The 12567-nt window shown below is 64.5% G+C and carries 12 protein-coding genes and 1 pseudogene; all 13 read right to left on the bottom strand.

Going from position 1 to position 12567, the window contains the following annotated elements:
• Positions 1 to 104: 104 nt before the first annotated feature.
• Positions 105 to 530 carry a CoA transferase gene (locus tag AACX88_RS17160; protein ID WP_339394082.1) on the bottom strand — a complete coding sequence of 142 codons (426 nt, stop codon included), beginning with the start codon at positions 528 to 530 and terminating at the stop codon, positions 105 to 107.
• 11 nt (positions 531 to 541) lie between these two features.
• Positions 542 to 1399 carry an HTD2 family dehydratase gene (locus AACX88_RS17155; protein WP_339394081.1) on the bottom strand — a complete coding sequence of 286 codons (858 nt, stop codon included), beginning with the start codon at positions 1397 to 1399 and terminating at the stop codon, positions 542 to 544.
• Positions 1400 to 1517: 118 nt separating this feature from the next.
• On the bottom strand, positions 1518 to 2654 hold the full coding sequence (locus AACX88_RS17150) for an acyl-CoA dehydrogenase family protein (RefSeq protein ID WP_339394080.1): 1137 nt from the start codon (positions 2652 to 2654) through the stop codon (positions 1518 to 1520).
• A 147-nt stretch (positions 2655 to 2801) separates the two neighbouring features.
• A complete protein-coding gene (locus tag AACX88_RS17145; protein ID WP_339394079.1) occupies positions 2802 to 3950 on the bottom strand; it encodes an acyl-CoA dehydrogenase family protein in 1149 nt (382 codons plus the stop codon).
• A 48-nt stretch (positions 3951 to 3998) separates the two neighbouring features.
• Positions 3999 to 4769: pseudogene (locus tag AACX88_RS17140) on the bottom strand (FumA C-terminus/TtdB family hydratase beta subunit); the annotation flags it as partial.
• A gap of 49 nt (positions 4770 to 4818) precedes the next feature.
• Positions 4819 to 5853, bottom strand: coding sequence for a helix-turn-helix domain-containing protein (locus tag AACX88_RS17135; RefSeq protein WP_339394078.1), 1035 nt, complete (start codon positions 5851 to 5853; stop codon positions 4819 to 4821).
• Positions 5854 to 5938: 85 nt separating this feature from the next.
• A complete protein-coding gene (acmB, locus tag AACX88_RS17130; protein ID WP_339394077.1) occupies positions 5939 to 7120 on the bottom strand; it encodes a methyl acetate hydrolase AcmB in 1182 nt (393 codons plus the stop codon).
• A 10-nt stretch (positions 7121 to 7130) separates the two neighbouring features.
• On the bottom strand, positions 7131 to 8090 hold the full coding sequence (locus tag AACX88_RS17125) for an alpha/beta hydrolase (RefSeq protein ID WP_339394076.1): 960 nt from the start codon (positions 8088 to 8090) through the stop codon (positions 7131 to 7133).
• A 94-nt stretch (positions 8091 to 8184) separates the two neighbouring features.
• Complete coding sequence (locus tag AACX88_RS17120) at positions 8185 to 9492, bottom strand: Nramp family divalent metal transporter (protein ID WP_339394075.1); 1308 nt, start codon at positions 9490 to 9492, stop codon at positions 8185 to 8187.
• 295 nt (positions 9493 to 9787) lie between these two features.
• Positions 9788 to 10258 (bottom strand): carboxymuconolactone decarboxylase family protein, encoded by a 471-nt coding sequence (locus AACX88_RS17115; RefSeq protein ID WP_339394074.1) that lies wholly within the window; start codon positions 10256 to 10258, stop codon positions 9788 to 9790.
• Between the two features lie 7 nt (positions 10259 to 10265).
• Complete coding sequence (locus tag AACX88_RS17110; protein ID WP_339394073.1) at positions 10266 to 10640, bottom strand: GNAT family N-acetyltransferase; 375 nt, start codon at positions 10638 to 10640, stop codon at positions 10266 to 10268.
• A 104-nt stretch (positions 10641 to 10744) separates the two neighbouring features.
• On the bottom strand, positions 10745 to 11800 hold the full coding sequence (locus AACX88_RS17105) for a pirin family protein (protein WP_339394072.1): 1056 nt from the start codon (positions 11798 to 11800) through the stop codon (positions 10745 to 10747).
• A 102-nt stretch (positions 11801 to 11902) separates the two neighbouring features.
• On the bottom strand, positions 11903 to 12364 hold the full coding sequence (locus tag AACX88_RS17100; RefSeq protein WP_339394071.1) for a MarR family winged helix-turn-helix transcriptional regulator: 462 nt from the start codon (positions 12362 to 12364) through the stop codon (positions 11903 to 11905).
• Between the last annotated feature and the right edge of the window lie 203 nt (positions 12365 to 12567).

The raw sequence follows: 12567 nt of genomic DNA, 5'->3' as shown, positions 1-12567 counted from the left end.
CCGGCAGCGGCTCCACTCGAGCCTCGGCTACCGCACGCCCGCCGAAGCGCGCGCCGACTACACCCTTCAGGCCGCGATCGCCGCCTGATCCACAAAGAGATCGTCTACGAAACTTGACACAGCCCATAATCAACCGCCGGCGAACCATCATGCCACCCACCCAAACGCAGCATGACGAGATCCTCGCGATGCTGTTTGAGGTTCTCGTAACTCAGCCATCCGCGGGCCGGCAGATTCGTGATGAGCGTCCCCGCCTCAGCGATCAGCTGAGTAGCGATCTTCTGCCCCTCCTCGGATTTGAGGTCGAGGGTGACCGAACGCTTCCCCTTATTCAGCGACGCCCAATAGATCGACGTGCCATCGTCACTGATCGGCCATCGGTTAGCATCAATGTTCCCGCCGATCGGATCGATACGAATCACATCGGCTCCCAACTGGGCCAGGGTCATGCCGCCCAGTGGTGCGGCGATGAACGCGGAGATCTCCACGACTTTGAGGCCGGTCAGGGGTGCAGGGCGGATGTCGGTCATGCTGGTGTTCCTCAGTTCTTCATCGTCACGGTGGCAGCGATCGCAGTCTTACCACCTGGGGCGATGGCCTGCAGTTCATGGATTCCGGGTTCGGTCTCACGCCCGACGAGGTGGATCTGCTCGTTGACGAACAACGGGGACTTCGCAGTAAAACGATATTCACGCACAACCGCCTCAGGGTGGGTGGACATGAACGCATCCAACAACAATGTCGCTGTCAACGGTCCGTGCGTGACGAGACCCGGATAGCCTTCGACCTCGGTCACGTAGGGGTAGTCGTAGTGGATACGGTGGGAGTTGAACGTCAGCGCCGAGTAGCGGAATAGCGTGACCTCGTTCGGGCGCACGCTCTTCACCCAGTCCCAGCCTTCCGGGGCAGGACTGTCCTCCCTTGGTGGCTTTGCTGCTGATCCGGCCGGCGCCTCAGTGGCCTCCCGGTACACAATCGTGTGCCCATCCGTCGTCGCCAGGGTTCCGTCGGCAGTGATCTCGTGACGAAGCACGACGAAACACAGAGGTCCGGTGCTGCCGGTCTTCTCCGTGATCGACTCGATCGTCGTCGTCCGCTCGATCGACTGCCCGGGCAGAATCGGAGCGTGGAAGGTCAGGTCACTGCCGGCCCACATCCTCCGGGGCAGGGGCACCGGAGGCATGAACCCACCAAGCGCCGCGTGCCCGTCGGCTCCGAGTTCGCTCATCGGCACATCGTCTTCGGAGAAATGCAACCAATGCCCCAATGGGAACAGCGGTGCAGCCTTGTCCCCGTCATGGCCGAGCAGCGTCGCCAGCCGTGTGGCCCGTTCCCCATCAGCGGTCTCGGTGGCGGTGGCGCTGCGGCCGACCCAGTCCTGGAGGTTCGTCTCACTCATCGCAGTAATCTTCCATTCGTTAGTTCGTCAATGCACCCACTACTTGCCAATTGCTACGTGACGGCGGCGCAGATACCTGGCGCCAGGTTGCTGGGCCGCCGTCAGGTACCAATTGGGGTCAGCGGCCGAGGAGTTCGTCGGAGATGATGCGCATCTGGATCTCAGACGAGCCCTCGAAGATCTTCGTCAACCGCGCATCTCTCCAATGGCGTTCGACGGCGAAGTCCTTCGTGTACCCGGCACCGCCGTGGATCTGCAGCGCCTCTGAGGTGACCTTCTCACTCATCTCCCCGGCCAGGTACTTCACCATCGCGGCTTCCTTGTCACAGCGACGACCCGAGTCGATCTCCGTGCACACGTGGTACATCAGCTGCCGGCACGCCTCGATCTGCGCGGCCATGTCCGCGACCTTGAACCGCAGATGCTGGAAGTCCGCGAGCGGGTGCCCGAACTGCTCCCGCTCTTTGAGGTACTTCACCGAGTCCTCGAGTGCCGCCTGCGCCAGTCCGATCGACCGTGCCGCCGTGTGCGCACGCCCGACCTCGAGACCGGACACTGCCTGGTAGAACCCACGCCCCTCCTCGGCGAGGAGGGCATCGGCAGGCAGGACGAAGTTGTCGAACGACAGCTCCCATGTCTTCCACCCGTGATACCCGATCTTCTTCGCCGGTGCCCCGGAAATCCCCTCGGGGAACGTCCCGCGTTCCTTCTCGACGAGGAACACCGAGATCCCCCGATGCCGCTTCTCCTCCACCGAGGTGCGGGCGAAGAGGATGATGTAGTCGGCCTGATCGGCATACGTGCACCACATCTTCGTGCCGTCGATGACCCAGTCACCATCAGCATTGCGCTCGGCCCTACACCGCAGATTCGCTACATCCGACCCGGCCTCGGCCTCCGACAGGGCGAAGGCGCCGAGGTACTCACCGCTGGCGACCTTCGGCAAAAGCCTTGCTTCTTGTTCAGGTGAGAATCCACCGCCCATGCCGTTGCCACGAGCCAACAGACCGGCCACAGACATCCAGGCACGGGAGAGTTCCTCAGCCACAAGGCAGTACTCGAACACACCGAGCCCCAGCCCGCCGTATTCCTCGGGGATGAGGATGCCGAAGAACCCCATCTCCGCCATCTGTTTGACCATCGACTCGGGGAACTGCCCCTCAACCGGGTCGAGCTCATTGGCGATCGGGAGGACGACATCACGGGCGAACTCGCGAGCCAATGCCTGGATCTCGAGGCGCTCCTCGGTCATCATGTGCGGAGTATCCGGACGCGGACGGGGCTTGTGGGTCATCTTCTTCCCTCAGGTGGAGTGCCTGGCCAGATGGCCAGAGGCTAATCGTGCGGATTCGTCAGACGCGGGTGGGCTGGTTGCGCAACTATAGGGGCCTGCCAGGGCCCCTCAGGCCTTGTTGCGGCCGATGAGCTGCTTGGCGATGACGTTCATCTGGATCTCATTCGTTCCTTCCCCGACGATCATCAGCGGCGCATCGCGGTAGTAGCGTTCGACGTCATATTCGGTGGAGTATCCGTAACCGCCATGGACGCGGATGGCGTCGAGGGCCACCTCGGCGGCCATCTCCGAAGCGTAGAGTTTCGCCATTCCGGCCTCCATGTCCACACGCGCCCCCGAATCATAGGTACGGGCGGCGTGGAGGACGAGCTGCCGGGCGGCCTCGAGCTTCGTCGCCATCGTGGCGAGCTTGTTGCCCACCGACTGATGCTTCCAGATCGGCTTGCCCATCGACTCGCGCTCCTGCGAATACTTCACCGCATCATCGAGCGCAGCCTGCGCAACACCGAGCGACCGGGACGCGACCTGGATGCGGCCGATCTCGAGGCCCCTCATCATCTGCTTGAACCCGACACCCTCAACCTCACCGAGCAGCTGCGACTGCGGCTGCCGAAGACCATCGAAGGACAGCTCGCACGTCTCGACACCCTTGTACCCGAGCTTCGACAGATCCTGGGAGACCGTGAAGCCCTCTCCCTTTTCCACGAGGATGATCGAGATGCCCTTGTGACGGGGTTCCGCCTCGGGGTCGGTCTTGCACAGCAACGCGATGAGATCGGACTTCCGGGCGTTCGTGATCCACGTCTTCGACCCGTTGATGACGTAATCGTCACCATCCTTCGTCGCCGTCGTGCGCATCGCCTGCAGATCGGATCCGCCGCCGGGTTCGGTCAGCGCCATCGTCGCCCGCAGCTCACCCGTGGCCATCCGCGGCAGGTACTTATCCTTCTGCTCATCGGTGCCATACTCCTGGAGCAGCTTCGCGACGACGGTGTGCCCGCCCATGGCACCGGCCAGGGACATCCACCCGCGCGCGAGCTCGGCAGTGATGAGCGCATATGCCTCGGTCGAGACCTTGCCCATCCCCCACGGCTCGTCGATGGCGAGCCCGTAGATGCCCATGTCCTTCATCGTCTGGATCCATGCCTCGGGGTATTCGTTGGTGTGCTCGACCTTGTTGACGCTGGGTTTGACCTGTTCGTCGATGAATTCGGCGACCAGGTCGATCATCATCTGCTCTTCATTGCTCACTGCCATGGTGAAATCCTCAATTCCTTGATGCGCTGTGGTCGTCATTTGGAAAGTTCAGTCCAGTCGGGTGCCGTCACGCACCGTGCGGGTCCGGCCGAGGCCGAGCGTCGGCGGACCGGTGCTGTCGAAGAAGTCATTGCCCTTGTCGTCGGTGATGATGAACGCCGGGAAGTCTTCGACGTGGATCTTCCACACTGCCTCCATCCCGAGCTCCTCCATATCGAGGACCTCGACCGAGGTGATGCAGTCCTGGGCCAGCCGGGCGGCAGGGCCGCCAATCGATCCGAGGTAGAAGCCGCCGAATTCAGCGCAGGAGCTCTTCACCTGTGCGGACCGGTTGCCTTTGCCGAGCATGATCATCGATCCGCCGGCCTCCTGGAACCGCCGCACATAGGTGTCCATCCGCGATGAGGTGGTCGGACCGGACGACCCCGAGGGCATTCCCTCGGGTGTCTTCGCCGGCCCCGCATAGTAGATCGGATGGTCCTTGAAATAGTCGGGAAGTTCCCCACCGGCATCGAGGCGGTCGCGCAGCTCCGCGTGGACGATGTCGCGGGCGACGACGACCGTTCCCGTCAGCGACACACGGTCGCCGACGGACAGTTCGGACAGCTGTGCCTGCAGGCTCGGCATCGGTCGGTCGAGGTCGATGGCGGTGACATTGCCGGATTCGATCTCCTCGACACGGCCCATCGCGGGCAGGTACCTCGCCGGATCGTGCTCGAGCTCTTCGATGAATACACCGTCTGCGCTGATGCGGGCGATGATCTGCCGGTCGGCCGAACAGCTTACGGCGATCGCGATCGGCAGGGATCCGTTGTGGCGGGAGTGAGCACGAGGTGAGTACCGCGGGCAAGTGGCGGCCAAGAACCCCTCACCCCACGGGCCCCGGAAGTTCAAGCACTCGGGAATTGCGAAGCCGCCACCGGAGCACGCTGATGCCCAACCTGGTGCGGTTGTAGCCCGACAGCGGGTCGTAGCCGAGGCAGCGTTCGATCTGCTCGGCCCTGCTCTGCACCGTGCTGTGGTGCAGACCGAGGTCGCGGGCCGCCTGTCTGATCGTCGGTGCTTCGAGGAGCACGCGCACCGTGGACTCCGCCCATGGCGAGTCCATGATCTCGTCGATCAGCGCAGCGTCCGGATCGGTTGTGTCAGATGATTCGGCGAGCAGTTCGACGAGCCCACCGAAGTTTTCCGCCCGCACGAGCCCTTCCTCGGGCGGGCGGCTGAGCCGCAGTGCCACCACGGCTGCCCGCAGTGACCGCGGCAGTTCTCCGATCGACCCGGACGGCCCCAGTCCTGCCGGTGTCACGGCGATGTCCTCGGTGTCGTCGGTCACGATGACCACCTGCAGAGTGCCATGTTCGCTGGTGATGACATCGGTGGGACCGGCGGGTCGCTTCTCGAAGACGGCGAACAGCGGGGCCGCGAGGACTCGATATCCCGAACCAGGCGTCAGCCCGAGGCGAACCGCGGCAGCACTCCGGTCTTCGGGCGTCGCGGCAGGATCGAGGGCGAGCGCCACGTCCCGCGGGGTCTCCAGCTGCTGCCGTTCGAGACCGAATCTCACCCCGATGGCCAGGCCGAATCTCTCAAGGATGAGTTCATCGTTGGGCAAGGCACCGTCCTCCCGCTCGAGCCAGACCTCGGAATCGTTCGGCAGGGACAGTGCGGCCACCTCGGCGGGTCGGTCTCCCGGAATCGAGACTCCGCCTGAATCGACCCTCAGCTGCCTGCTCCCGTCCCCACTGCGAAAGCCGGCCGCGCAACCGGCCAGAGCCGCGGCCGCGGAGGCGAGGGCATGGGAATTGACCTCGCCGGCCATGAGTTCGTCGAAGCAGGCGATGACGCGCAGCCCCAGGCTCGCCTCGGGATCGAGCTTGGCAATCCTGCCGAGCAGCTCCTGCACGTCACCACCTCCTCGTTCGTCCGTCGGTCGACGATTGGCAGTCCACGATTGTCGACCGACGGTCGCCATTCGCCTCAGTCGCGAATCAGCCTTTCAGAGCATCGTAGACTGCCGTCTCCATCTCGAGGTAGCCCCCAACCGATTCCGGGTCGGCGAAGGGGAAGATCTGTGTGGCCCAGTACCCGCCGATCTTGTTCTGTCGGTCGAACCAGTAGAAGAGGTTGGCAAGACCCGCCCATGCGGCGGCGCCGGCCGGGCGTCCGGTCGGGGCGTCCTCCTCGTTGATCATGAACGTGTATCCCCAGGTCTTCGGCATGCCGGGGAAGAACTCAGCATCGTTGGACAAGCTCGGGATGACTCCGGGCAGCAGTTTCACCCGAAGATCGCCGAGGTGGTTCTGCGTGGCCATGTCCACCGTTTCGGGGCGGAGGACGACGGTTCCGTCGTCGGCTGCTCCGTCGTTGAGCCACATCCTGATGAACTTCAGGTAGTCATCGACGGTCGAGAAGAGTCCGTGGCCGCCCATCTCCACCTCCGGATCGGGCAGCATGAAGTCGGTCGCCGCGAGTTCGCCGTCGGTGCGCTGGTGCATCGTGGCCTGCCGCTCCTGCATCGACGCGGTCGGACGGAAGGTGCTGTCGACCATGCCCAGCGGTTCGAGGACTCGGGTGCGCATCGCCTCACCCAGAGTCTTTCCGGTGATGCCTTCGATGACCTGGCCGGCCCAATCTATGTTCGACCCGTACTCCCACTGGGTGCCGGGATCGAACAGCAGCGGAGTCTCCAATGCCTTCCTGGTGGCGGTGACGATGCTCGGCTGGCCGTGTTCGCGGGCGAGTCGTTCGTACTTCTCGTTGAAGAAGTCGTAGCCGAAGCCCGCGGTGTGCAGCAGCAGCTGTTTGGTGGTCGGTTCGCTGGCGGGTGCCCGGAGGATCGGTTCTCCGCCGTCGTCGAAACCGTCGATGACCTGCACGTCGGCCAGTCCTGGGGCATAGTCCTTCGCCGGGGCGTCGAGGTCGAGCTCTCCCGACTCCACCAGCTGCAGTGCCACGGTGCCGGTCAGGGCCTTCGTCGTGGAGAAGATCATGAACACGGAGTCCGTGGTCATCGGCTGCGGATCGTCGAGGGAGCGGACTCCTGCAGCAGTGAGACTGATGGTCTCCTTGTCAGTGGTCACTCCGGCGACAACGCCTGGGACGCCGCCGCTGTCGACGGTCTTCGTGGCCACGCGGACAACTGCGTCGTTGACAGCTGTGTTCTCAGACATGATGTTCCTTTCAGTCGGCCAGGAGCTTCTCGATCCAGGCCATTCGGGTGCTGATCATTCCTTGCGCAAGGTGTGTATGGGCGGCGAAGATGTCGAAGGCGTGGAAGCCTCCGGGCCACACGTGCAGCTCCGCTTCGCTGCCGTCGTTCCAGAGGGCCGAGGCGTAGGCGACGGCTTCGTCCCGGAAGATCTCGGCCGAACCCACGTCGATGTACGCGGGCGGCAGATCGTTGAGGTCGTTGGCACGCGATGGTGCGATGTAGGGCGAGACCGCCTCGGTGCGGTAGTCATCGCCGAGCATCGCCTGCCATCCGGTTTCGTTGCTCACCCGATCCCAGACGCCGATGCCGTCGAACTGATGGGTTGACGGTGTGATGCCTCGGTCGTCGAGCATCGGGTAGATGAGCAGTTGGCCCTTGAGCTTCGGTCCGTGCCGGTCGCGGGCCGCCAGCGCCATTCCGGCGGCCAGTCCCCCTCCGGAGCTGGCTCCGGCGACGATGAGTCGGGCGCGGTCGACGCCGAGGGTGTCGGCGTTCTCTGCCGTCCACAGGAGCGCGGCGTACATGTCCTCACGCGCATACGGGTCTTGGAACTCGGGTGCCAGGCGGTATTCGGGGCAGATGAGGATCGCACCGATCTTCTCGACCCAGTCGAGGTTGAGACCGAGCGCGCTGAAGCGATCGCCGAACATCAGCCCGCCGGAGTGGGCGTAGACGATCGTCGGTCGTCGTCCGGTGTCCCCGGATCGTCTGAAGACGGAGACGGTGATGGCCTCGCCGAGGTGGCCCGGCACCTGATATTCGGAATGTTCGACCCGACGGCTGCTGAGAGTCTCCGCCAGCGGCTCCGAGGCGTACGAGACCCGCATGAAGTCGATGAGCGAAGGAGTGATGGTCGGCGGAAAGACCCCGCCGATGACGGACAGACTCGCGGCGAGCTCCGCGTCGAATCGTGACCGTCGTTGTGTCATGTCACCAAGTATGCCGATCCCGGCACCGTGGCACTACCGCCAGACCATCGTGCTTTTCGCGCAGTCACCCGACAGTTGTCGGGTGCGCCTCACTTCACCCGATGAACCCCATCACCGACTCCTTGACCTGGAGGATCGCCAAGAATCCGAAGAGTGCCAGGCACACGCCGAGAAGCACGTTCGACCACTTCGTATTGCGCAGACCGGTCGGCACGGATTCGCGGTTGAGGATGACGAGCAGGGCGAGCGCGAGCACCGGCAGGATGAACGCGCTGATCGCAGCGTAGACGAGGACGAGGGTGACGGGCTTGCCGAGTCCCATGATCACCAGCGTCGCCACCGACAGGTAGACGAGCGCGCCGCGGAACTCGACCGACTTCGCCGACATGTCGAAGCGGGCCTCGTCCTGGTGCGGGTAACGCCCGAGCACTCGCAGGCAGTCGGCGGTGACGTAGGCGATGCCGGAGAATCCGCCGAGCACGCTCGTGTACACCACGGCGAGGAAGCTGATGAGGAAGACCATCCGTCCGACTTCGCCGATGCGGCTGACCAGACTGTCGGCGATCGCGAACAGTGAGTCGTTGTCCGCGATCGTGAAGCCCTGGCCGTAGAGGATGAAGGCCCCGACCGCACTCATCGCCACGGCGAAGACGAAGACGAGGCCGTAGCTGATGACGAGGTCGAGGCGGACGACGGGTTTCCAGTTCGGGCTCCGCCAGGACTTCTCCCGGATCCAGAACGAGTACGCGAGGATGCCGGTCGCCCCGCCGACGCCGCCGATGAGCGACATCACCGTGATGATGGACGTGTTCGGGAACGTCGGGACCACGGTCTCGGCGGCGACCTGTTGGGCGCTGTCGCCTTGGAAGACGGAGATCGCGAGCGCGATGATGCCGAAGAACATGATGATCCCGAAGCCCATCATCGCCTTTTCGACGAGACCGTAGCGGCCGATGCCCACCAGCACCGAGGCCGAGAGCAGCACGACGACGGCCGTCGGCCCGAACGGAAGCACCGGGAAGATCGCCTGGAGGATGTTCGTCGTCACCGCAACGACGCCGGCGCCGAAGAAGAGCCCGACGAGCAGTTCGGCGATGAGGAAGAGCACCGGGAAGGTCCGCCCGCCGAATCGAGTGAGATGGGAGATCAGCGACCGGTCCCCGCTCATCTGCAGCCGCGACACCGCCTCGGAGAGCACGAACTTGAGCACGATGCCCACCGTGAAGACCCAGATGAGCGCGAGACCGTACTCGGCCCCGGAGTTCATCGTCGTGATCATGTCGGAGGCACCGACGCTGGCGAGCGCGAGCACGATCCCGGGTCCGATGAGCCGCAGTCGACCTCCGAAGGTCACCGGCGCCGAGGTGGCCCCGTCGTTGGTCGTCGATGTGGAGGTGGACATAGGCGGGCTCCGGTCGTTCAGGCTCAGCGGTCGTGCAACGGTCGGGCTCAAGTGTGACTGATCAGCAGCCCTCCGGGACGAGCAGTCTCAACAATCGGGCCCGATGCCCTCCCCCGTCGGTGGCGTTCGGCGCAGCAGCCTTGGGCCATGGCACAGCCAGGCTGAGCCCGCAGGATCTGCAGATGTGGCGGGGGCGTTTCGCCGCGATCCGCGCGGACGATGACAAGCAGATCCTCAACTGAGGCCCGCCGAGTCCAACCGCTCGGTCGACCGCACTCAATCGGCCGGCAGACGCTCAGTCCTGCTGAGCTCCGAACACCGGGTGGTCGCTGGCGATCGAGATGCGGTTGAACGCGTTGATGAGGATGGTCGACCACTCGACTGCCGAGATCTGCTCGGTCGTCAGGTGCTGGGCCGCGTCCGCGGCGATCTGGTCGCGATCGGCGGCCTTGTCGAGCACGGTCAGCGACTCTGCGAGGGTGAGGGCCGCGAGCTCCTCATCGGTGAAGATCTCAGCCTCGTGCCAGCTGGGCAGCACGTCGAGCTTCAGCTGGGAGACGCCGGCCTTCCTCGCCGCCGGGGCATGGATGCTCAGGCAGGTGCGGCAGCCGTTGATCTGCGAGACCCGCGTATTGACGAGCTCAATGAGCCCGTCATCCAGCCCTGCCTCTCGCGATGACTTCCGCGAGGCAGCGGCCGCCTGCGCCAGCGCCTTGTAGTTCTCGGGGTGGATCTTGTCGATGAATGGTCGGCTCGCGTTGCTCATCTTTCACTCACGCCTGTCGTTTGATGATGTCGAAGTCGGCGCCGGTGGCATTGCGAAACCTTCCGCCCTGCGCGGCGTAGTCGTCGCCGGTCTCCTGCAGCTTCTTGACGAAGAGCGGACACACGGGCACCACGGTCACTCCGCGTTCACGTGAGTCTTCGAGCGCCTCGGCGACGAGGATCTTCGACAGCCCGCGGCCGCCGAACTGCTCGTCGACGACGGTGTGGTGGAAGATGCGTTCGGTCTCCGCATCGGGGCCGGTCAGGAAGTACGCGTGCCCGGCGACAGTCCCATCCGCTACGGCGATGTCATAGGACTGACCGTCCTCATTGAAGGTCACGGTCACCTCGGCGCCGGTCTTGTCTTCGAATGTCTTCGACATTGGTGCAACCCTTTCGCTCAGAACCGAAGATCCGGTCATCACCTAGGACGGTTTCCGGTGCGAAGTTATTCCCCGCACCCCATCCTTCGAGTCCGCCCAGGGCTTCACCCTTCGGGCCCGCCCTGGACCTGCGGGGGCGGATTCTTCCGCGCTTTGATCGTGACGTCGGGCATCCTCGGCGCGGGGAGCCTGCCCATCCCATCGGCATTCCGACCGGGCCCGCCCTTGCCGACGTAGCCGTCGACGGCGCCGAAGCGATCGCCTTCGGCCTGCCATTCCTCGCGGTACCGGACGATCTCCTCGTGGGTGCGGCCGACGAAATTCCACCACATGACGATCTCTTCGGTGAACGGTTCGCCGCCGATGAGGATGAGCCGGCCGGGTTCGTCGCCGTGGTTGGCGATGCGCAGTTCGTCGACGCCGATGCCCGTATAGCCGATCGACGCGACCGGCAGATCGACGTTCTCCAGAGCGATATCACCCGAATCGACGAGGAGGCCATGCTCGAACCGCGGATCGACGGGCAGGTCGATGGCTGCGCCCGGATCGAGGCGGATCTCGGCGCCGAGCAGCGGAGTATGCGTGTGCACCGGTGACGATCCCTCGCCGAGGCGGCCGAGGAAGACGAGCATTTCCCCGCAGTCGATGTCGACGGGCTCGGGTTCGAAGTGCTCGAATTCGCGTTCGGGCTGGTGGCGGGTGGAATCAGGCAGGGCCAACCACAGTTGGACGCCGTGCAGAGTCGTCGTGTCCTCGGTCGAGACCTCGGAGTGGCAGATGCCGGCGCCGGCGGTCATGAGGTTGACCTCGCCGGGCAGGACGAGGCCCGCGTTGCCGCCGGAGTCGATGTGCTGGATGGCGCCTTCGAACAGCCAGCTCACGGTCTGCAGTCCGGTGTGCGGGTGGGGTGCAACGTCCATTCCGCCGGTGACGGAAACATCGGCCGGACCGTAGTGGTCGACGAAGCACCAGGGTCCGATGAGGGAGCGCTGGCGCTGCGGCAGGGTCCGGCGCACGGTCATCGCACGTGGCCCGCCCAGTGGCACATCGCGGGAGGTGATGATCTCGACTGGGGAACGTCCCTGCTGGTCACAGGCTGAGCCGGGCAATCCCCCGGCCTTGCATACGACCTGCTCCGGACGGGGCTCAACGTTGCTCATGGCCTCATCGTAGCCGCCTTTTTCGCGGGAAGGGAGGGGCCCGAGAACTGCCCCGGCGAGGCCCGGTCGTACCCGCGAATTCCCACGAGAACCCAGCCTTATTTACCCCACTGGGCAGATTTTGGACACGAGCTCGAAGATCTCGTCCGCCTCGCCATCGGTCAGGCCGGAGAAGGCGGCGAGGATGATCTCGCCATTCGTCTCGGCCGCCTCGGCACAGAGCTCGGCCCCCGCCTCGGAGAGGGTGACGAGCACCCCGCGCTGATCCTCCGGATCGGGCTCCTGGGTGACAAGCCCGCGGCCCTCGAGCTTGCCGAGCAGTCGGCTGAGCGCACTGCGGCTGATCACCAGGCTGTGCAGCAGATCGCGCTGCCGCACCTGAGCCGCGGCCGAAGCATTGATGAGCACATCGAATTCGTTGGCGCTGAGCTCGTGACGGGCCCGGAACTCGTGCTCGAACCGCGTCATGAAGTCCTGGTATTTCTCCATCATCAACCGCCAAGCCGCGATCTTGATCGGACCGTTCTGCCTGATCATGCTGCTGACGGGCGTCGTCTTGTCCATCTGCTCGCTTTCACTCCCGGTGTGTCGTCCCACACTTTTGTTGCATCGTCAACAAAACAGTAGTTCAATGGTATACCGGCTCATCGCAGTTGAGGGTGTAGTCGGGGTCTGAATCCGCCGGCCTCGAGTAGAGATCGGGCGATGTAGTGGGTGAGGTTGCGGAAGCCGAGGGCGGAGCCGCGGAGGTGTTCGAGTCGGCCGTT

It is taken from the genome of Brevibacterium metallidurans (assembly GCF_037101285.1).
In the GTDB taxonomy this organism is placed as follows: domain Bacteria; phylum Actinomycetota; class Actinomycetes; order Actinomycetales; family Brevibacteriaceae; genus Brevibacterium; species Brevibacterium metallidurans.
Note: the sequence above shows the minus strand (reverse complement) of the source record. Positions and strands in the feature narration are given on the sequence as shown.

Coding starts and splice junctions, on each gene's coding strand:
- AACX88_RS17125 (WP_339394076.1), bottom strand. CDS start 8,090: ATGACACAACGACGGTCACGATTCGACGCGGAGCTCGCCGCGAGTCTG.
- acmB (WP_339394077.1), bottom strand. CDS start 7,120: ATGTCTGAGAACACAGCTGTCAACGACGCAGTTGTCCGCGTGGCCACG.
- AACX88_RS17160 (WP_339394082.1), bottom strand. CDS start 530: ATGACCGACATCCGCCCTGCACCCCTGACCGGCCTCAAAGTCGTGGAG.
- AACX88_RS17150 (WP_339394080.1), bottom strand. CDS start 2,654: ATGATGACCGAGGAGCGCCTCGAGATCCAGGCATTGGCTCGCGAGTTC.
- AACX88_RS17110 (WP_339394073.1), bottom strand. CDS start 10,640: ATGTCGAAGACATTCGAAGACAAGACCGGCGCCGAGGTGACCGTGACC.
- AACX88_RS17115 (WP_339394074.1), bottom strand. CDS start 10,258: ATGAGCAACGCGAGCCGACCATTCATCGACAAGATCCACCCCGAGAAC.
- AACX88_RS17105 (WP_339394072.1), bottom strand. CDS start 11,800: ATGAGCAACGTTGAGCCCCGTCCGGAGCAGGTCGTATGCAAGGCCGGG.
- AACX88_RS17145 (WP_339394079.1), bottom strand. CDS start 3,950: ATGGCAGTGAGCAATGAAGAGCAGATGATGATCGACCTGGTCGCCGAA.
- AACX88_RS17100 (WP_339394071.1), bottom strand. CDS start 12,364: ATGGACAAGACGACGCCCGTCAGCAGCATGATCAGGCAGAACGGTCCG.
- AACX88_RS17155 (WP_339394081.1), bottom strand. CDS start 1,399: ATGAGTGAGACGAACCTCCAGGACTGGGTCGGCCGCAGCGCCACCGCC.
- AACX88_RS17120 (WP_339394075.1), bottom strand. CDS start 9,492: ATGTCCACCTCCACATCGACGACCAACGACGGGGCCACCTCGGCGCCG.